16 protein-coding genes are annotated in these 18,790 nt (G+C 66.9%); 11 read left to right on the top strand and 5 right to left on the bottom strand.

Annotated features, from left to right (window positions below):
* Positions 1-13 precede the first annotated feature (13 nt).
* The 5 genes from SOM10_RS10960 (at position 14) to SOM10_RS10940 (ending at position 6,273) form a co-directional block, all read left to right on the top strand.
* Positions 14-946 carry a 4-(cytidine 5'-diphospho)-2-C-methyl-D-erythritol kinase gene (locus SOM10_RS10960; protein ID WP_056280016.1) on the top strand — a complete coding sequence of 311 codons (933 nt, stop codon included), beginning with the start codon at positions 14-16 and terminating at the stop codon, positions 944-946.
* Positions 947-1,046: 100 nt separating this feature from the next.
* Positions 1,047-2,060, top strand: coding sequence for a LacI family DNA-binding transcriptional regulator (locus SOM10_RS10955; RefSeq protein ID WP_053097086.1), 1,014 nt, complete (start codon positions 1,047-1,049; stop codon positions 2,058-2,060).
* A gap of 155 nt (positions 2,061-2,215) precedes the next feature.
* Positions 2,216-3,736 (top strand): multiple monosaccharide ABC transporter ATP-binding protein, encoded by a 1,521-nt coding sequence (gene mmsA / locus SOM10_RS10950; RefSeq protein ID WP_222839478.1) that lies wholly within the window; start codon positions 2,216-2,218, stop codon positions 3,734-3,736.
* Positions 3,733-5,091: a multiple monosaccharide ABC transporter permease gene (gene mmsB / locus SOM10_RS10945; RefSeq protein ID WP_053097084.1), complete on the top strand. Its 1,359-nt coding sequence runs from the start codon at positions 3,733-3,735 to the stop codon at positions 5,089-5,091. Before mmsA ends, mmsB begins: the two co-directional genes overlap by 4 nt.
* A 60-nt stretch (positions 5,092-5,151) precedes the next feature.
* Positions 5,152-6,273 (top strand): sugar-binding protein, encoded by a 1,122-nt coding sequence (locus SOM10_RS10940; RefSeq protein WP_053097082.1) that lies wholly within the window; start codon positions 5,152-5,154, stop codon positions 6,271-6,273.
* A 145-nt stretch (positions 6,274-6,418) separates the two neighbouring features.
* Here the strand turns inward: SOM10_RS10940 and SOM10_RS10935 are convergent, their stop codons facing one another.
* The 4 genes from SOM10_RS10935 to SOM10_RS10920 all read right to left on the bottom strand — a co-directional run bounded on the left by SOM10_RS10935 (position 6,419) and on the right by SOM10_RS10920 (position 10,404).
* Positions 6,419-7,345 carry a hypothetical protein gene (locus tag SOM10_RS10935; RefSeq protein ID WP_320489958.1) on the bottom strand — a complete coding sequence of 309 codons (927 nt, stop codon included), beginning with the start codon at positions 7,343-7,345 and terminating at the stop codon, positions 6,419-6,421.
* Positions 7,346-7,552: 207 nt separating this feature from the next.
* A complete protein-coding gene (locus tag SOM10_RS10930; protein ID WP_320489956.1) occupies positions 7,553-8,323 on the bottom strand; it encodes a hypothetical protein in 771 nt (256 codons plus the stop codon).
* Between the two features lie 71 nt (positions 8,324-8,394).
* Positions 8,395-8,970, bottom strand: a complete 576-nt coding sequence (locus tag SOM10_RS10925; protein ID WP_320489954.1) for a hypothetical protein — start codon at positions 8,968-8,970, stop codon at positions 8,395-8,397.
* Positions 8,971-9,069: 99 nt separating this feature from the next.
* On the bottom strand, positions 9,070-10,404 hold the full coding sequence (locus tag SOM10_RS10920; RefSeq protein ID WP_320489953.1) for an HNH endonuclease signature motif containing protein: 1,335 nt from the start codon (positions 10,402-10,404) through the stop codon (positions 9,070-9,072).
* A gap of 103 nt (positions 10,405-10,507) precedes the next feature.
* Here SOM10_RS10920 and SOM10_RS10915 point away from each other — a divergent pair, with 103 nt between their 5' ends.
* The 6 genes from SOM10_RS10915 (at position 10,508) to SOM10_RS10890 (ending at position 17,863) form a co-directional block, all read left to right on the top strand.
* A complete protein-coding gene (locus SOM10_RS10915) occupies positions 10,508-11,248 on the top strand; it encodes an alpha/beta fold hydrolase (protein ID WP_320489952.1) in 741 nt (246 codons plus the stop codon).
* A 64-nt stretch (positions 11,249-11,312) separates the two neighbouring features.
* Positions 11,313-13,124, top strand: a complete 1,812-nt coding sequence (locus SOM10_RS10910; protein WP_056280025.1) for an ABC-F family ATP-binding cassette domain-containing protein — start codon at positions 11,313-11,315, stop codon at positions 13,122-13,124.
* Between the two features lie 123 nt (positions 13,125-13,247).
* Positions 13,248-15,050: a Na+/H+ antiporter gene (locus SOM10_RS10905; RefSeq protein ID WP_187250507.1), complete on the top strand. Its 1,803-nt coding sequence runs from the start codon at positions 13,248-13,250 to the stop codon at positions 15,048-15,050.
* Positions 15,051-15,141: 91 nt separating this feature from the next.
* Positions 15,142-16,056 (top strand): MetQ/NlpA family ABC transporter substrate-binding protein, encoded by a 915-nt coding sequence (locus tag SOM10_RS10900; RefSeq protein ID WP_053097067.1) that lies wholly within the window; start codon positions 15,142-15,144, stop codon positions 16,054-16,056.
* A 104-nt stretch (positions 16,057-16,160) separates the two neighbouring features.
* Positions 16,161-17,204: a methionine ABC transporter ATP-binding protein gene (locus SOM10_RS10895; protein ID WP_053097066.1), complete on the top strand. Its 1,044-nt coding sequence runs from the start codon at positions 16,161-16,163 to the stop codon at positions 17,202-17,204.
* On the top strand, positions 17,204-17,863 hold the full coding sequence (locus tag SOM10_RS10890; protein WP_320489950.1) for a methionine ABC transporter permease: 660 nt from the start codon (positions 17,204-17,206) through the stop codon (positions 17,861-17,863). Before SOM10_RS10895 ends, SOM10_RS10890 begins: the two co-directional genes overlap by 1 nt.
* Here the strand turns inward: SOM10_RS10890 and SOM10_RS10885 are convergent.
* The gene (locus SOM10_RS10885; RefSeq protein ID WP_320490738.1) at positions 17,850-18,773 is read right to left on the bottom strand and encodes a pseudouridine synthase; all 924 of its coding nucleotides are present in this window, start codon (positions 18,771-18,773) and stop codon (positions 17,850-17,852) included. The two genes, SOM10_RS10890 and SOM10_RS10885, sit on opposite strands and share 14 nt — an antisense overlap.
* Positions 18,774-18,790: the final 17 nt, after the last annotated feature.

Below are 18,790 nucleotides of genomic sequence, written 5' to 3'. Positions count from 1 at the left end.
CGGGAACACCGACATGAGCTTCGCCGCCCCCGTCGACTCCGTGCACGTGCGCGCGCCCGGCAAGATCAACGTCTATCTCGGTGTGGGCGGCCGCCACGACGACGGGTATCACGCGCTGGCCACCGTGTTCCAGGCGGTCTCGCTCTATGAGGACGTGATCGCCCGGCACGCCGACGACTTCTCGATCACCGTCTCGGGCGTCGACGACCCCGACACCGTGCCGCTGGACGATCGCAACCTCGCGATGCGCGCCGCCAAGCTGCTCGCGACCGCCGCCGAGTACGACGGCGGGGTGGCGCTGGAGATCCGCAAGAGCGTGCCTGTCGCCGGAGGCATGGGCGGCGGGTCGGCGGATGCCGCGGCCGCTCTCGTCGCGTGCGACGCACTGTGGGGTACCGGGTTCTCGACCGCCCGCCTGCATGAGCTGGCCGCCCGCCTCGGCGCGGACGTCCCGTTCGCGTTGCACGGCGGCACCGCCGTCGGAACCGGCCGAGGAGATCAGCTGAATCCCGCGCTGGCGAGGGGGCGGTTCGACTGGGTGCTCGTCCCGAGCGATGACGGGCTGTCCACGCCCGTCGTGTATGCGCGACTCGATGCGCTGCGAGACGCTGAGGGCTCGCTCGCCGACGATCCGCCGCTGTCGCTCGAGGTGCCGGCTCCCGTGCTGCAGGCGCTGCGTTCCGGCGACCCCGAGCTGCTGTCCGAGAGCATCTACAACGACCTGCAGGAGGCCGCCCTGTACGAGCGGCCCGAGCTGGAGACCACGATCCTGCGCGGCATCCACGCCGGCGCTCTGCAGGGCATCGTGTCGGGTTCGGGACCCACCGTCGCTCTCCTCTGCCCGAGCCCCGAGGGTGCGCAGGAGGTCCAGTCGCTGCTGCGTGAGCACGGACTCGAGTCGCTGCACGTTCACGGGCCTGTGCCCGGCGCGCGCATCCTCGCCTGACCCGGCCCGCCCGCATCCTCGCCTCGGCGAGGTGCGCTCCGCGCGCCTGGCATACATAATGAAGAGACGATGTGACCGTGCACATACAAGGAGGTCTGTGATGTCGACTGCCTCCGAGCGTGCCCGGATGCCGAGCATCCGCGACGTCGCGAGACTCGCGGGGGTGTCGCACCAGACCGTGTCGCGGGTACTGAACGACCACCCCAGCATCCGTCCCGAGACGAAGGCCAAGGTCCTCGACGCCATCGCCGTGCTGGACTACCGCCCCAATCTGGCGGCGCGGGCGCTCGTGACGAGCAAGTCCAACATGCTCGGCATCCTCTCGGCCACGGTGGGGGAGTTCGGACCGACGTCGTCGATCGTCGGCATCGAGGACGCCGCTCGCGAGGAGGGGTACTCGGTCTCGACCCTGAACCTCTCGGCCACGACGCCCGAGGCGATCGGCAACGCCCTGCGGCAGCTGGCGCGCGAGCAGGTCGACGGCATCGTGGTGCTCGCCCCGCAGGTCCGGGCGTTCCATGTGCTGAAGGGCATGGCGGTCGAGATGCCGTTCGTCTCGCTGCAGACGGCCTCCGGCTCCGACGGGGTGACCCTGTCGGCCGACCAGGTCGCGGGCGCGCGCACCGCCACCGAGCATCTGATCGGGCTCGGACACAGCGACATCATCCACATCGCCGGGCCGCAGGACTGGATCGAGGCCGAGTCGCGCATGCGCGGATACCTCGATGCTCTGCGGGAGGCCGATCTGCCCACCTTCCCGCCGATCCGCGGAGACTGGACGGCCGACTTCGGCTATTTCGCGGGGCAGGAGCTCGCCCGACGGCGTGACTTCACGGCCGTGTTCGTCGCGAACGACCAGATGGCGATCGGGCTGCTGCACGGGTTCAGGGATGCCGGCATCCGCGTGCCCGAGGACGTGAGCGTCGTCGGGTTCGACGACATCCCGGTCGCGGCGCATGTCGCACCGACGCTGAGCACGGTGCATCAGGACTTCCCCGAGCTGGGTCGCCGCGCCGTGCGCATCCTGCTCGCGCAGATCCGTGGTGAGCAGGTGCCGCAGTTCGGGCCCCTGCAGACGACCCTTCGAACGCGGGAATCGTCCGCGCCTCGATAAGGCCACATTTTCGCGAGTGGTCTTGACACCGTCTCAGCGAGCGTAGACTATGTAATCCAATGTGAACGGTCACATCGAAGGTGACCGCCCGTCGCGAGGAAGATCTTGTGAGCACCACAGCAACGTTGCCGGTCGTGTCAGGCCCCATCCTGGAGATGCGCAGCATCACCAAGGAGTTCCCGGGTGTCAAGGCGCTGTCCGACGTGTCCATCACCGTCCGGGCCGGAGAGATCCATGCGATCTGCGGCGAGAACGGCGCCGGGAAGTCGACCCTGATGAAGGTCCTCTCCGGCGTGTACCCCTACGGCACGTACGAGGGGGAGATCCTGCTCTACGGCGAGGAGCAGCGCTACCGCGACATCGCGGCGAGCGAGCAGGCCGGGATCGCGATCATCCACCAGGAGCTCGCGCTGATCCCTGAGCTCTCGATCACCGAGAACATCTTCCTCGGCAACGAGATCCGCCACTTCGGCGCGATCGACTGGCGCGCCCAGCGTCAGCGCACGGTCGAGCTGCTGGCCCGGGTCGGCCTGCGCGAAGACCCCGACGTCGCCATCAAGACGCTCGGTGTCGGAAAGCAGCAGCTGATCGAGATCGCGAAGGCCCTCAACAAGGACGTCAAGCTCCTCATCCTCGACGAGCCCACCGCGGCACTGAACGAGAACGACTCGCAGCACCTCCTCGACCTGATCCTGGGTCTGAAGGCCAAGGGCATCGCGTCGATCATGATCAGCCACAAGCTCAACGAGATCGAGCAGATCGCCGACGAGATCACGATCATCCGCGACGGTCGCACGGTCGAGACGCTCGACATCTCGCGCGGCGAGATCAACGAGGACCGCATCATCCGCGGCATGGTCGGCCGCTCGCTCGAGAGCCGCTACCCCGACCGCACCCCCGAGATCGGCGACGTGTTCTTCGAGGTCAAGGACTGGTGGGTGCAGCACCCGACCGTGTCTGAGCGGATGGTCGTCAAGGGGTCGAACCTCAACGTGCGTCGTGGCGAGGTCGTCGGCATCGCCGGTCTGATGGGCGCGGGCCGCACCGAGTTCATGATGAGCATCTTCGGTCGCTCCTACGGCACGTTCCTCGGCGGACAGATCGTCAAGGACGGCCAGGAGATCACCATCCCCGACGTCTCCTCGGCGATCAAGCACGGACTCGCGTACGTCAGCGAGGACCGCAAGGTGCTGGGGCTCAACCTGCTCGACACCATCAAGCGGTCTGTCGTGGCGGCGAAGCTGTCGAAGATCTCGAAGCGCGGCGTCGTCGACGAGCGCGAGGAGTACTCGGTCGCCGAGCGCTACCGCAAGGCGCTGCGCATCAAGACACCCAGCGTCGAAGAGGGCGTCGGCAAGCTCTCGGGAGGAAACCAGCAGAAGGTCGTGCTGGCCCGGTGGATGTTCACGGACCCCGACCTGCTGATCCTCGATGAGCCCACGCGCGGCATCGACGTCGGAGCGAAGTACGAGATCTACGCGATCATCAACGAGCTCGCCTCCCAGGGCAAGGGCGTCATCGTCATCTCCAGCGAGCTGCCCGAGCTGCTCGGCATCTCCGACCGCATCTACACAGTCTTCGAAGGTCGGGTCACCGACTGCATCCCGGCCGACCAGGCGACACCCGAGGCTCTCATGCGCAGCATGACCTCCGCGACTCAGAAAGCATCCGCATGACCACCGACCTCACGACAACGAAGCGCGGCTTCCACTTCGGCGACATCCGCAAGATGTTCGGAAGCAACGGCACCTCGTCACTGCGCCAGTTCGGCATCCTGGGCAGCCTCATCGTCATCATCGTCCTCTTCGAGGTGCTGACGCTGCTGCGCAACGGACCGAACGGCGCGACGCTGACGTCGGGCAACCTGATCAACGTCATCAACCAGTACTCGTTCATCCTGATCCTCGCGATCGGCATGGTGATGGTCATCATCATGGGGCACATCGACCTGTCGGTCGGTTCCGTGGCGGCCTTCACCGGCATCATCGTCGCGAAGTCGATGGCCGACTGGAACCTCCCTTGGCCGCTGGCGATCCTGCTCGGCCTCGGCGTCGGTGCCCTGGTGGGCGCCTGGCAGGGGTTCTGGGTCGCCTACGTCGGGGTGCCCGCGTTCATCGTGACGCTCGCTGGCATGCTCTTCTTCCGTGGCGCGCAGCAGTGGATCGGTGACGCTCAGACGATCCCGGTGCCCAAGGGCTTCCAGGTGATCGGCACCGGCTACCTTCCTGAGGTCGGGCTCCCGCTGGACTTCAACGTGCCGACCATGATCCTCGCGCTGGTCGCGGTGGCGTGGCTGGTCTTCTGGGAGATCCGCACCCGTCGCCAGCAGCACAAGATGGGCTCCGACAGTGCGCCCCTCTGGGTCAGCGTCGTCAAGGTCGTGCTGCTCTCGGTCGTCGTGCTCGCCGCTGCGTGGATGTTCGCGACGGGTCGCCCGGGCACGAGCTTCCCGGTTCCGGGTCTGATCTTGCTCGCCCTCGTGATCATCTACTCGTTCATCACGCGGAACACCGTCTTCGGTCGCCACATCTACGCCGTGGGTGGCAACCGCCAGGCCGCACGCCTCTCCGGCGTGAAGGACCGCTGGGTCGACTTCTTCGTCATGATGAACATGTCGATGATGGCCGCACTCGCTGGCATGATCTTCGTCGCCCGTTCGCAGGCATCCGGACCGAACGACGGCACCGGCTGGGAGCTCGACGCGATCGCGTCGGTGTTCATCGGTGGTGCTGCGGTCGCCGGTGGTATCGGTACCGTGATCGGCTCGATCATCGGTGGTCTGGTCATGGCGTTCCTCAACAACGGTCTCGCTCTGCTCGGCCAGGGTGCCGACGTCGTCTCGATGATCAAGGGCCTCGTGCTCCTGCTCGCGGTCGGCATCGACGTCTGGAACAAGCAGCAGGGCCGTCCGTCGCTCATCGGTCTCCTGACCCGCCGGTCGGGCCGCAGGAGCGACCCGGAGGCCACCGCGACCTTCGAACCCAACAGGACTTACCAAGCCCCTCCCGTCGACAAGACGAGGGCCGAGTAAGCGGACTCTCCGCGCAGTGCTCGCACGCAGAATCCGTCACATCACACAGAAAGAGATCACATGAAGAAGATCATCGTCACAGCGACAGCGCTCGTCGCGACGGCTGCCTTCGCACTCACGGGCTGCTCCGGTGAGCGCGGCGGCGGAACCGACACGGGATCCGGCGAAGAGGCCGAAGCAGGCTTCGCCGCCGACTCCTCGATCGGTGTCGCCCTTCCCGACAAGACCAGTGAGAACTGGGTCCTCGCGGGACAGCTCTTCACGGACGGCCTGGAAGAGGCCGGCTTCAAGGCAGACGTGCAGTACGCTCCGGCGAGCAACACGGTCGCCGAGCAGCAGAACCAGATCCAGGCCATGGTCACCAACGGCGCCAAGGTCATCATCATCGGCGCGAAGGATGGCAAGCAGCTCGCCACCCAGGTGCAGGCGGCCAAGGATGCCGGCGCATACGTGATCGCGTACGACCGTCTCATCGAGAACACCGAGGCAGTCGACTACTACGTCGCGTTCGACAACTTCAAGGTCGGCCAGCTGCAGGGCCAGGCCCTGCTCGACGGTCTCGCCGAGCGTGCGGGCCACGAGGCTCCGTACAACATCGAGCTCTTCTCCGGCTCGCCGGATGACGCCAACTCGAAGGTCTTCTTCGACGGCGCCATGGACGTGCTCCAGCCGGAGATCGACAACGGCAACCTGGTGGTCGTGTCGAAGCAGACCGAGATCGCGCAGACCGCGACCGAGGGATGGCTTCCGGAGAACGCGCAGAACCGTATGGACACGCTGCTCACCTCGTCGTACAGCGGTGACACCGTGGTCGACGGCGTGCTGTCGCCGAACGACACCCTTGCTCGCGCCATCATCACCTCGGTGCAGCAGGCCGGCAAGCCGGTTCCGGTCGTCACGGGTCAGGACTCCGAGGTCGAGTCGGTGAAGTCGATCATGGAGGGCATCCAGTACTCCACGATCAACAAGGACACCGCGCTGCTCGTCGAGCAGTCGATCAAGATGGTCGGCCAGCTGCAGAAGGGCGAGACCGTCGATGTCAACGACGAGGAGTCGTACGACAACGGCGCCAAGGTCGTTCCGGCGTACCTGCTCGACCCGATCATCGTCACCAAGGAGAACGCTGCTGAGGCGTACGCCAACGTGCCGAGCCTCCTCGAGATCGTGAAGTCGTACCAGTAAGCGACATCGCACTCACCGCAGACGAGCCGTCCGGACCTTCGGGTCCGGGCGGCTCTTCGCCATGTCGGGTCGACTCTTCACACCGCGCGCGGGCGAGTCGCTGGCGGGAAGCGGACGTCCTGTCGGAAGACGTCCGCACACGGCGCTAGCCCCAGACGGGGTCGTCCGGATCGGGAGAGTCTGTGCCGTCGGCATCTGTCATGATGCGCGCTTCAGCGATCCACGACGTCAGAGGGCCATCGCGGAGGAGATGAGGCCGCGGTGTGTCGAGCAAAACGGAGGCGGTGACCTTGTCCAGCGGCTCATCGCTCGCGAAAATGACGACGTTGCCGAGTGGCCCTTCCGCATCTTCCGGCTCTGCGTCGAGCACGACAGCGACGTGATCGAACACGGTGCTCAGGGTCGCGGCCTGTCGTCGTGAGTATTCGAACGGATGCCCGTCGAGCAGGTTCACGGCGACCACGCCCGCTGCTGCGGAGCGCGCGGCGACCCGGCGATAGAACTCCTGGCTGGCCACACGATGCCGGATGACGGCGGCATCCCAGAGATCGACGACGGTGAAGCACGCCTCCACCCAATCGGTGTCGATTGCGGTGCGATAACTCGCTGCGTCGTCAAGTCCGGGGGACGGAGATGACTGCACCGGCGATGTCTTCTCATTCGGAAGAGCGGCGTCCGCGACCGTTCGAGCGTCACCGAGGATGACTCGTATGTCAGACCCGTGAGGCAATGGCAGCGCGTCGATGACGGCGGCGTAGAGCGCGGGTTCGAACTCCACCACCAGCTGAGGTGATCCGGCGCGCGTCGCCTGGACGTAGCGTGCCAGCGTGAGTGCTCCGGCCCCCAGATGCACGGTGAACAGCGGCGCACCAGGCTCGGTGGCGGCATCCATTGCGCGGGCGATGTGTTGGGTGTAGCTGTACTCGAGGGCGGTGGGTTCGGTCATCGAGACGACGGACTGCGCAATTCCATCCACGCTGAGCTCGAAGCGACCGGGGCGCCTTCTCGACTGCACCAGCTTCGCCGTGCGATTGGCTAGTGAGAGCGAGAACACCCGGCGACTCCATGGCACCTGTCTAGTTTAAGCCGGAGAGGATCGGTCGGCGGCTGCCTCTGGAGGAGCAGAGCGCCGTAGGCGAACTTGCTCTCGGAAGGCCGAGCCTCCTCGAGATCGTACGAGTCGTGCGAGAAAGCGATCAGCCATCGGGCAGAAGAGGGCCGCCCGGACCTTCGGGGCCGGGGGGCTCTTTCTTGTTGGCGTGCTGCTGTGGTGCGTTCTTCAGCAGCCGACGCCGGCCGGGTTCTCGTGGCAGGTGTGGGCGACGAGCGCGGTGCGGGCCTGGAGGATGCGGATCTCCTGCGCGGCGCCGCTGGTCGTGAGCTGCCCGGGAATGTCGATCCATCCGCCGCCGAGGTCCACCTGCGCGGTGAATCGGATGTCCACCCGGGCCGGGTACACGCCGGGTTCGCGGTAGACGTGGCTGGTCGGGGTCGGCGTGAACTGCGCCTGACCGAGCGCCTCCCACGTCTGACCCGGCGTGGTCACGGTCGCCGAGCTCTCGTCGCCGTAGGTGTAGTCGTATCCGGCCGGGACAAACCGCACGCGCAGTGGCACGCCGAACAGCTCGCCGTCTTGGATCTGCGTGGATGCTGCGGCCGTGAAGTTCGTCGGCATCCCGGCGATCCCGACGTTGCCGGGTTCGGCGGTCGCGCGGATCGATGCCGGTGCGAATCGCGCCAGGTCAGAGATCGTGATCGTCGGCGCGCCCGGCGTCGACGGAGCGGAGGCCGGGGGAGCGGGCCGGTTCGGGCGCGGCGCACAGCGCGTGGTGCCCGAGTCGTCCATGCATGCCGCGAGGTCGATCGCCTCCTGGCTCGGACCCGACGGTTCACCCGGACCCGTATCGTCGCCCGGACCGCCATCACTCCAATTCGAGTCGGTGCCGGGATCAGTGCTCGGCTGCTGCTGGGTGCCGGAGATGGTGAGGGAGGAACCATCCGTCGAGCCGCAGACTCCGACGGAGGCCAGTTCGCCGGTGCATGAGCTCATGTCGACCCGAGGCGCGGGGACTGAGACCGAAACGCAGATCACGGTGGCCATGCACAATGCTGCTCCGGCTGTCAGCACGTCGTCGTCTCCGCGGTCGCCTCGTGCGCAATAACGAGGGACATTGTCGAAACAACAAACTCAACCCTTTGGGCGACTATGTCGCCACGCTCGGGCGGAGTCACGTTCACACCGGCCTCGCTCATGAGCGAGACCCCAGAAACGTCAATGCAGACCAGACCTACTACACGCGGATGGTCGGTCTGAAGCTCGGCGGATTCCTCTGCGAACGAAGTCACCTCGGCAGTGCCTTCAATTCGAAGGCCCTCCGCGCGTAGGACGTTTTGTCCGTCGATATCGCTCTCCAGTGCGACTCCGGTGAGGTACTGCTGCGGATCAGCGCCGGATACTCCTTTGCGCCGGTCGTTCAGCGCATCGTTGTACGCCCGGTACACCTTCTCCGCCGCAGCGAACGCCTCCTCCTCGTTGGCGAAGGCCGCGGTGGGCGTAGGGGCGGGCTCGGGTTCAGTGGTGCATCCCGCGAGAGCGCCAACCCCCAACGCCACTACGGCGACAGCAACTATGCGCGCGCCCAACCGTGGAACTGCCGCACCACCGCCTCTGCCGTGACGAATCGCAAGAACGGACAAGGGGCGCAATGGAGGAGGAGTCACCGCGCCACCGTAGTGAAATCGGCCAGGCTCGCGTCGCGTTTCTCCACAGGTCCGCGCCAGCGCGAACGTCTCCGCTCAGAACGGCGCGCGCACGGCATCCGATTCGGTGAAGATCACCGTGTTCGGTGCAGGGGGAGTGTCGATGTACGTCCGCCCGATGGGACTCGTCCACTCCATGACCCCGCCGGGCTTCTGCTCGACGTGCCATGGCGTGTGATGTTTCAGAACGTGATGTCGGCGACAGAACGATGCCAGATTCGATTCGCAGGTCGCGCCACCCGTCGAGGCAGCATGGTTGTGGTCGAGGTCGCATTTCCGCGCCGCCACTCCGCACGCCGGGAATCGACATCGTTGATCTCTTGCCCGTAGGTGCCTGCGCAGGTGGCGGCTCGGTCGGTATCGGTCGACGGCGAGGACGCGACCGGTGATCGGATGCGTCAGCACCCGTTCCCATCCCTTCGTCTGCCCGGCCAATCGGCGCGCGGTATCGACGTCGATCGGAATCACGCCGTCGAGCTCGGCGGGCGACGCCGCCTCGGCATCAGACGCCGCGTCCGCATCGTCGTCCATCAGGGTCGTCACCGGAACGGTGATCTCGATGCGCGCACTGATGGCCGCCAGCAGTCCGTCTTCGCTGTCGTGCCCGGTCGGCTGGCCGCTGAGCACGAGGTCGGCGAGCAGGTCGGCGCGGATCTCGTCGACCGTCCGATCATCCGCCTCGAACTCATCGCCGTCGCGAGCCGCCCGCCGCTTCGCGCGAAGGTTCTCGACGCGCAGTGCGTGCGCCATCTGCGAGAGACGATCGAACATGCCGTGGACGAGCGCGGCAGGCGCGTGCGTGTGCAGCGTCGCCATCCCGTCTTCGCCATCCGTCACCCAGACTCGCCGCTGAGACCTGGCGCGACGATGCCGCTCCGACACTGTCGTCGGGGCGAACCGCTCAGCGACTCGCCGTGCCAGCGCGCGCAGTCGGTTCGGCGATTCCACCTCCGCCAGCGGAAGGATCACCGCGGAATATGCCTCGCGGTGATCGGGCGACTCGAGGCCCGAACCTGCGTCGACGATGACACGGGAGTGCGCGGCGCTGATCCGCCCCGCTCCCTGTGCGGCCCAGACGGCGGGGAACCGATCGACCAGCAGCTCCGCCGCCGCCATCCGCCGCTCGATGGTGCGATCGCTGACATGCTGCACGGCTCCGATCTCGGCTGCGATGGTCCTGATCGAATGGTCTCCCCGGTCCGGGTGATCCCCCTGCTTCGCGATGTCGACCGCGAGCCGACCGGCGATCGCCAGCAGCCCGTCGCGCGCCGCGCTCATGCTGCTCAATGTCGCCTCCGCGACTTGCAACGCGGCGACGAGATCGGCGAGATTCGCGATCTGCGTGTCCGTCGCGTCGAGCAGTGCTGTCATGTCTCCGAGTGGATCACGGACCACCGACATTCGAACGAAGATTCGATACATTCCCGAATCGACATGATCCCGGAAGAGGGGTGACTCATGCGACACTGACGTCATGCTCCTTCACGCCGTCGACGTCGGCGACGGCCCTCGTACGGTGGTTCTGCTCCACGGGATGATGGGCTCGGCCGACAGCTGGTGGCGTGTGATGCCGGTGCTCGCTGCACAGGGCTTCCGTGTGCTGGCGATCGATCTCCCCGGTCACGGTCTGTCCCCGCGAGACCCGCGTCTGACGATCGAGCGGGCCGCATCGTCGGTGGTCGAGACCGTCCGAAGTCTCGCCCCGGGGCGGCCGCTCGCGGCCGTCGGACACTCCGTCGGTGCGAGCGTGCTCGCACAGGCGGCCCCGCTTCTCCGACCTGAACCGGGCATCTATGTCGATGCCGCACTCGTCCTCCCCGGCGGCAGCGACCGTGACGATCTCATCGAGCGGTACGCCCGCGATCGCGAAGCGCGACAGTCGCCGGAGAACCTCCGTGCCTCGCGTCCGTTCTACTCGGAGAGGGATGCCGAGATCGAGGCACTCGCCGCCCGCCGCTTCGACCCGACGACGATGGCATCCGTCTCCTGCGGCCGCGATCACATGTGGCTTCCCGACCCGGGGTCGATCATCGTCCGCGCCGACCCGAGCGACTGGGTGACCGCCGCCGACGTCGCCCGGTTCGAGGCGAACGGCATCGACGTGCGCAGCATCCCCGGAGCCGCGCACACTGTCTGGTACAGCCACTTCGAGGAGTTCACGGCGTCGCTCCCGGAGCTGTTCGGCCGGCGCGCTCGTGCGCAGGGTGCCGGATGACGAGGCAGCCGTGACAGGAGGCTGACCGGGCCACCCAGACCGCGCGACTACCCTGGGGAGTGACATGGCACATCTTCTCGGGGCAGAAGCCCTTCATCTCGAATATCCGACGAGGGTCGTCTTCGACTCCGTGACCCTCGGCATCGAAGAAGGTGACCGCATCGGCATCGTCGGCCGCAACGGCGACGGCAAGTCGAGCCTCCTCGGAATGCTCGCCGGCATCAAGGAGCCGAACTCGGGCCGCGTCACGGTGCGAGGTGGCACGACCATCGGCGTCCTCGACCAGGCCGACACCCTCAGCGACGACCTGACCATCAGCGCGGCGGTCGTCGGTGACACCCCGGAGTACGAGTGGGCCGGCGACCCGCGCATCCGCGACGTGATCGAGGGACTGCTGAAGGACCTGCCCTGGGATGCGGAGATCGGCTCCCTCAGCGGAGGCCAGCGCCGACGCGTCTCACTCGCCAAGCTGCTGACGGGGGATTGGGACGTCATCGCGCTCGACGAGCCCACCAACCACCTCGACGTCGAGGCCATCACCTGGCTCGCCGGACACCTCAAGAAGCGGTGGAGCCCGAATTCCGGAGCGCTCATGGTCGTGACTCACGACCGGTGGTTCCTCGACGAGATCTGCACCGAGACCTGGGAGGTGCACGACCGCATCGTCGAGCCCTTCGAGGGCGGCTATGCGGCGTACATCCTGCAGCGCGTCGAGCGCGACCGCATGGCGGCGGCGACCGAGGCCAAGCGTCAGAACCTCGCCAAGAAGGAGCTCGCGTGGCTCCGTCGAGGCGCACCCGCGCGAACCGCGAAGCCGAAGTTCCGCATCGATGCGGCCAACGAGCTCATCGCCGACGTGCCGGAGATCCGCGACAAGGTCTCCCTGCAGTCGCTCGCCGTCTCTCGTCTCGGCAAGGACGTCGTCGACCTGCTCGACGTCGGAGTGACCTATCCGACCGCCGACGGCGGCACCCGCGAAGTCCTCCGCGACGTCGAGTGGCGCATCGCGCCGGGGGAGCGCACTGGCATCCTCGGTGTGAACGGCGCTGGCAAATCGACGCTGCTCGGGCTGATCTCGGGCACCGTCGAGCCCACCGTCGGCCGTGTGAAGCGCGGCACGACCGTGAAGGTGAAGACTCTCACGCAGCGCCTCGACGAACTCGAGGACGTCCGACGCGAGCCGGTGCGTGTCGTGATCTCGCGACTGCGCACCTCGTACACGATGGGATCCGGCTCGAAGGCGCAGGAGCTCACGCCGGGCCAGCTCCTCGAGCGGCTCGGGTTCGATTCGGCGCAGCTCTCCACCCCCGTGAAGGATCTCTCCGGAGGTCAGCAGCGCCGCCTGCAGCTGCTTCTCGTGCTCCTCGACCAGCCCAACGTGCTGATCCTCGACGAGCCCACCAACGACCTGGACACCGACATGCTCGCGGCCATCGAGGATCTGCTCGATTCGTGGTCGGGGACCCTGCTGGTGGTCAGCCACGACCGGTACTTCCTCGAGCGCGTCACCGATCAGCAGTTCGCGATCCTCGACGGCCACCTGCGGCACCTGCCCGGCGGCGTCGACGAGTACCTGCGCCTGCGCCAGTTGCAGACCTCGGCACCGGGCAGGTCGCAGACGGCCGTCAACACCGAGAAGAAGGCCCCCAGCCTCGACGGCGCCGCACTGCGCGCCGCCCAGAAAGAGGTCTCGTCGCTCGAGCGCCGCATCCAGAAGCTCACGCAGCAGGTCGACAAGGCGAAGACCGCTCTGGCGGATCACGACCAGTCGGACTTCGCCGGCCTCGGCGACAAGATGAAGGCGATCAGCGACCAGCAGGCCGAGATCGAGGAACTCGAACTCCGCTGGTTCGAGCTGACCGAAGAGCTCGACTGACGAGAGGTCTGGCCCTTCCGCCCTCGCGGGAATACGGTGGCAGTCGAATGCGCTGTGCTCTGGGCGGGGTTCGATGCCAGCCGGGATCGCACAGCTTGATCCTGCGGTACCCGGGAGGTTCAGATGGAAGGACTCGAGGTCACCGTCCTGATCGGACTCACGATCCTCGTGGGCACGTTGATCGCGCCGCGCGTTCGACTCGCGCTGCCGCTCGTCCTCGTGATCTTCGGACTCCTGCTCGGCTTCGTCCCGCAGCTCCGCGAGATCCAGCTGCCCCCTGAGACGGTCCTGCTGCTGTTCCTCCCGGTGATGCTGTTCTGGGAGAGCCTCACGACCTCGCTGCGATCGATCCGCCGTGACTTCCGATACATCCTCCCGATGAGCACGGTGCTCGTCGTGGCATCCGCATTCGCCGTCGCGGGCATCGGTCTGCTGTTCGGGATGCCGTGGGAGACCGCGCTGATCCTCGGCGCCGCAGTGGCCCCTCCGGATGCGACGGCCGTGGCAGCCCTCGGCAGGCTGCTGCCCCGGCGCATGTTCATGAAGCTCAAGGCCGAGAGCCTCACGAACGACGGAACCGCGCTCGTGCTCTACGCGATCGCCGTCTCGCTGGCTCTCGGCGGCAACATCACACCCCTGTCGGTGACGATGTCGGTGCTCACCTCCTATGTCGGAGGAGTAGCGGCCGGTGTCGTGATCGCAGGCCTCGGCTACCTGCTGCTGCGTCGCACCTCTTCGACGATCGTCATCAACGTCGCGCTGCTGCTCATCCCGTTCAGCGCATTCCTCCTCGCGGAGATCGTGCACGCCTCCGGCGTGCTGGCCGTCGTCGTGGCCGGTCTCATCGTCGCCTATGTCTCCCCCCGGGTGACGACAGCCTCGTCGCGGCGGCAGGCCGACGCCGCATGGCCGTTCGGTGTCTTCCTGCTCAACGGAGCGCTGTTCGTGCTGATCGGGCTCGAGGTGCAGTTCGTCGCACATGAGATCTCCGCGGCAGCGATCGGCCGGCTCGTGCTCATCACCCTCGCGGTGTGGGGGACGCTGCTCGTCGTCAGATATCTCTTCCAGCTGCTGAACGCGCCCTTCCAGCGACGCAATCCGGCGCTTCCGTCCCGTGGTGCCAAGGCGCGATCGATGGCGGTGTCGACGGTCGCAGGCATGCGGGGTGCCGTCTCGCTCGCGATCGCGCTGTCGGTTCCGGCCGCCAGCGCGACCGAGGGCGAGATCGCCGGACGCGACGAGATCGTGTTCGTCACGGCGGGAGTGATCCTGCTCAGTCTGCTCGTACAGGGGCCGCTGCTGCCGGCGATCGTTCGCTGGGCACGTTTCCCGGTCGATCACATGGAGGCCGAGGAGTACGAGCTCGCCGAGCGGACGATCTCGGGCGCGGCACTGGCCGCCCTCGACGACCTCGCCGTCGAGCACGGCGTCGGTCAGGAGATCCGAGACAAGGTGCGTGCCGAGGGCTACCAGATGCTCGAGTTCTCGAACGCGCGTGCGCTGGCGCGCGAGCAGGCGATCGTCGATGCCGAGGCCCAGGCGCTCGACGTCATGCTCGACGAGCCCGATCCGCTGGGCGGCGGCCAGCAGATGAACGGGGGAGCGGATGCCGGTGCCGCGGAGGCGTCGGTCGCGCTGCGACTGCCGGACGCGACTCGTGTCGGCGACGACGGTGAGCTCGCGGACGGCGAGGTCAGGACTCTGCAGATGATCGCCACCTCGGCCGACGTCGACGTCATGCAGCGGTCGCCGCTGCTGCGTCACGAGGAGCACACGCGCCTCAAGCTCGCGCTCATCGACCGCAAACGCGAGGTGCTGCTCGGATTGCGCAGAGAAGGGACGGTCGACGACCTCGTGGTCCGTCGGATCTCGGCACGACTCGACCTCGAACAGGTCCGGCTGCAGGGCATCGAGGACTACGACTGAGAGCTGTGACGCTCTGTGACACTCGATTGTCGCGCAGCGCGTCGCCCTGCCTAACGTATTCGAGTCCCCCAAGAGAGGAACCCGAACACTCATGTCCATCACAGCATCCCGTCGGACCACATCCGTCATCGCCGCGCTCGCCGCGGTCCCGCTCTTCGTCGCACTCGCAGGCTGCGCGACCGCATCGTCCGACGCCGGTTCCGGCGGCTCCGAGGACGAGACCGTCAAGATCGGTGTCGTCGGCAAGGGAGACGCACAGTGGGCTCCTTTCGTCGAGGCAGCCGCTGACGAGGGCATCACGGTCGAGCTCGTCGACTTCGGCTCGTACGAGCAGCCGAACCCCGCTCTGACCGAGGGTGAGATCGACCTCAACCAGTTCCAGCACATCGTGTACCTCGCCGAGTACAACACGGCATCCGGCTCCGACCTGACGCCGGTCGGCTCGACGGCGATCTACCCGCTGGGCCTGTACTCGCAGAAGTACGACGATGTCGACGACATCCCCGAGGGGGAGACCGTCGCGGTTCCCGACGACGCATCGAACCAGGCTCGCGCGCTGCTCGTGCTGCAGTCGGCCGGACTCATCGAGCTCAAGAGCGGCGGCACGATCTTCTCCGACCTCTCCGACATCGACACGGGCAAGTCCAAGGTCGAGGTCACCGCGCTCGAGGCCGCGCTGATCCCGACGTCGCTGCCCGACGTCGCGGCGGCGATCATCAACAACGACTTCGTCGAGGATGCGGGTCTGACCTTCGAGGATGCGATCGCTCAGGACGACCCTGAAGACCCGAACGCGCTTCCGTACGTGAACATCTTCGCGGCCCGCGCCGAGGACGCCGACAACGAGACGTACCTGAAGCTCGTCGAGATCTTCCAGACCAATGAGGACGTCCAGGCTGGCCTGCTCGAGTCGTCGGGTGACACCGCCGTGCCGCTGCAGACCCCGGTCGAGGATCTCGTCGCCTCGCTCGAGAAGGTCCAGAAGGACACCGAGGCCAACAAGTAGGACGACCGGGGTGGGTGACACCCCCGTCCGATGAGGGAGAATCGGGTGGCGCTTCGTGCGTCACCCGATTCTTCGTTCCCGAAGCAGACAGACCGGAGCACCGCATGCCGATCGTCACCCTGACGAATGTCTCGAAGACCTACCCCTCCCGCACGCGCGACGAGTCCGAGGTCGTGGCCGTGGACGACGTGACCCTGTCGATCGAGAAGGGCGACGTCTTCGGGATCATCGGATACTCGGGCGCCGGCAAGTCCACGCTCGTACGACTGATCAACGCGCTCGAGCCGGCGACGAGCGGGACCATCACCGTCGACGACGTCGACATCACAGCTCTCAAGGAGAGCGAGCTGCGCAAGGTCCGCGGCGGCATCGGGATGATATTCCAGCAGTTCAACCTGTTCTCCTCGCGCAGCGTCAAGGCGAACATCGCCTACCCGCTCAAGCTGGCCGGATGGTCGAAGCCGGACATCGAGAAGCGGGTCGCCGAGCTGCTGAGCTTCGTGGGCCTGGCCGACAAGGCGAAGGCGTACCCCGAACAGCTCTCCGGTGGCCAGAAGCAGCGCGTCGGCATCGCCCGCGCCCTCGCCACCGGCCCGGCCATCCTCCTCGCCGACGAGGCCACCAGCGCACTCGACCCGCAGACCACGCATGAGGTGCTCGACCTGCTCAAGCGGGTCAACCAGGAGCAGGGCGTCACGATCGTCGTCATCACCCACGAGATGGACGTCATCCAGACGATCGCCACCAAGGTCGCGGTCATGGAGAACGGACGGGTGATCGAGCAGGGCGATGTCTTCGACGTGTTCTCGGCCCCGCAGAATCCGGCCTCGCAGCGCTTCGTCGGAACGGTCGTGAAGGGCATCCCGTCGCCGTCCGAGCTCGGCGTGCTGCGGGAGCGCCACCGGGGCCGCCTCGTCACGTTCTCGTTCCGCGACGGCGACTCGTCGCAGGCTCAGGTCTTCCTCGACCTCGCCGGCGCCGGACTCGACTTCGAGCTCGTGTACGGCGGGATCAACGACATCCGGGGGCGCGCCTTCGGCCACCTCACACTCGCGATCCGGGGTGAGAGCGCCGTGATCGACCGCACGCTCGAGCAGATCGGCCAGCGCGTCGAAGTCACCGAGATCGCAGAAGAGGAGGCACGCTGATGGATCGTCTGAACGAACTGTGGCCCGACCTCTGGAAGGCCGCCCTCGAGACCCTGTACATGACGTCGTTCGCACTCGTGCTGGGCGGCATCCTCGGTCTCGCGATCGGCGTCATCCTGTATGTCACCCGTCCGGGCGGGCTCGCCGAGAACCGGGCCGTGTCGGTCATCGCGAACCTCGGGGTGAACTTCTTCCGCCCGATCCCGTTCGTGCTCTTCGTCGCCGTGGCGCAGCCGTTCGCCCGCGCGGTGGTCGGCACCGGCATCGGCACCACGGCCGGCGCGTTCATGATCGGTCTGGCCGCGGCGTTCGCCATCGGCCGCATCGTCGAGCAGCACCTCGTGTCGGTGTCGCCCGGCGTGATCGAAGCCGCGCGCGCCATGGGCGCAGGTCCCACGCGCATCCTGTTCACGGTCGCGATCCCCGAGTCGCTCGGACCGCTGATCCTCGGCTACACGTTCATCGTGGTGGCACTGATCGACATGACCGCGATGGCAGGACTCATCGGCGGCGGCGGCCTCGGCGCGTTCGCCCAGATCTACGGCTTCCGGCAGTTCGAGCCGGTCGTCATGTGGACGGCGATCGTCCTCATCGTCGTCTTCGTCCACCTCGTGCAGATGCTCGGCACGTGGCTCGCGCGCAGGATCATGCGGCGCTGACGGGAGCCTCCTGCAGCGTGCGCGTCGTGGTGAAGACCCGCGGCGCGCCGCTCAGCGGATCGACGAAGTGCAGCTCGCGCGCGAGCAACTGCATCGGCTTCTTGAAGTCGTCGGGCTTCTCGCCACGCAACTCGGGGTAGAACGGATCGTTCAGGATGCCGAGCCCCAGCGCGGCGAGATGCACGCGGAGCTGATGCATCTTGCCGCTGTGCGGGTGCAGGAGCGTGTGCACGACGCGCTCGTCGGCATCGATCACATCGATCTGCGTCTCGGCGTTCGGCTCCCGCTCGTCGTCGACCTGGACCTTCAGCTCATTGCGGAGCTTCACGATGTGGTTGCGGTAGACGAGCGGGAATCGTGAGGCATCCCAGTCGGCCGGACGAGCCGACACGGCCTCGTACACCTTCTGCACCTGCCGCGTCTCGAAGAGCAGCTGATACGGCCCTCTCGTGGCCGGTCGCGCCGAGAACATCAGCACTCCTGCCGTGGCCCTGTCCAAGCGGTGGATGGGGGCGAGCTCGTCGTTGTCGAGAAGGTTGCGCAGTCGGATCAGCGCCGAGTTCTGCAGGAACTTCCCGCCGGGGATGGTGGGCAGGAAATGCGGCTTGTCGATGACCACCAGATCGTCGTCCTGATGGAGGACCTCGATCTCCACGGGGAGACGGGTCTCGACGGGCGGGTCGCGGTAGTACCAGATGAACTCCTCGACCCCCAAGGGCGTGTCCCGTGCGAGAGGGGTGCCGTCGCGGGCGACGATCTCACCGCGATCGAAGCGGCTGAGCAGCCCCTCGGGATCGAGGTGGAAGAAGCGCTCGATCATGTACGCGCCGACGGTCGGCCATTCGCCGCTCATCGGCACGTGCAGACGTGTCGCGCCGACGCCGTCGCGCACCGGAAGAGGGGAGAGCATGCCCATCCGTCAGCCCC

Origin of the sequence: Microbacterium sp. CFBP9023 (assembly GCF_034045055.1) — a bacterium.
GTDB lineage: Bacteria > Actinomycetota > Actinomycetes > Actinomycetales > Microbacteriaceae > Microbacterium.
Note: the sequence above shows the minus strand (reverse complement) of the source record. Positions and strands in the feature narration are given on the sequence as shown.

What these genes read in the sequence shown, in the direction of transcription:
- SOM10_RS10900 (WP_053097067.1), top strand. Translation starts at nt 15,142, where the DNA reads ATGTCCATCACAGCATCCCGTCGGACCACATCCGTCATCGCCGCGCTC.
- SOM10_RS10895 (WP_053097066.1), top strand. Translation starts at nt 16,161, where the DNA reads ATGCCGATCGTCACCCTGACGAATGTCTCGAAGACCTACCCCTCCCGC.
- SOM10_RS10940 (WP_053097082.1), top strand. Translation starts at nt 5,152, where the DNA reads ATGAAGAAGATCATCGTCACAGCGACAGCGCTCGTCGCGACGGCTGCC.
- SOM10_RS10915 (WP_320489952.1), top strand. Translation starts at nt 10,508, where the DNA reads ATGCTCCTTCACGCCGTCGACGTCGGCGACGGCCCTCGTACGGTGGTT.
- mmsB (WP_053097084.1), top strand. Translation starts at nt 3,733, where the DNA reads ATGACCACCGACCTCACGACAACGAAGCGCGGCTTCCACTTCGGCGAC.
- SOM10_RS10920 (WP_320489953.1), bottom strand. Translation starts at nt 10,404, where the DNA reads ATGACAGCACTGCTCGACGCGACGGACACGCAGATCGCGAATCTCGCC.
- SOM10_RS10930 (WP_320489956.1), bottom strand. Translation starts at nt 8,323, where the DNA reads ATGAGCTCATGCACCGGCGAACTGGCCTCCGTCGGAGTCTGCGGCTCG.
- SOM10_RS10905 (WP_187250507.1), top strand. Translation starts at nt 13,248, where the DNA reads ATGGAAGGACTCGAGGTCACCGTCCTGATCGGACTCACGATCCTCGTG.
- mmsA (WP_222839478.1), top strand. Translation starts at nt 2,216, where the DNA reads ATGCGCAGCATCACCAAGGAGTTCCCGGGTGTCAAGGCGCTGTCCGAC.
- SOM10_RS10890 (WP_320489950.1), top strand. Translation starts at nt 17,204, where the DNA reads ATGGATCGTCTGAACGAACTGTGGCCCGACCTCTGGAAGGCCGCCCTC.
- SOM10_RS10910 (WP_056280025.1), top strand. Translation starts at nt 11,313, where the DNA reads ATGGCACATCTTCTCGGGGCAGAAGCCCTTCATCTCGAATATCCGACG.
- SOM10_RS10960 (WP_056280016.1), top strand. Translation starts at nt 14, where the DNA reads ATGAGCTTCGCCGCCCCCGTCGACTCCGTGCACGTGCGCGCGCCCGGC.
- SOM10_RS10885 (WP_320490738.1), bottom strand. Translation starts at nt 18,773, where the DNA reads ATGCTCTCCCCTCTTCCGGTGCGCGACGGCGTCGGCGCGACACGTCTG.
- SOM10_RS10955 (WP_053097086.1), top strand. Translation starts at nt 1,047, where the DNA reads ATGTCGACTGCCTCCGAGCGTGCCCGGATGCCGAGCATCCGCGACGTC.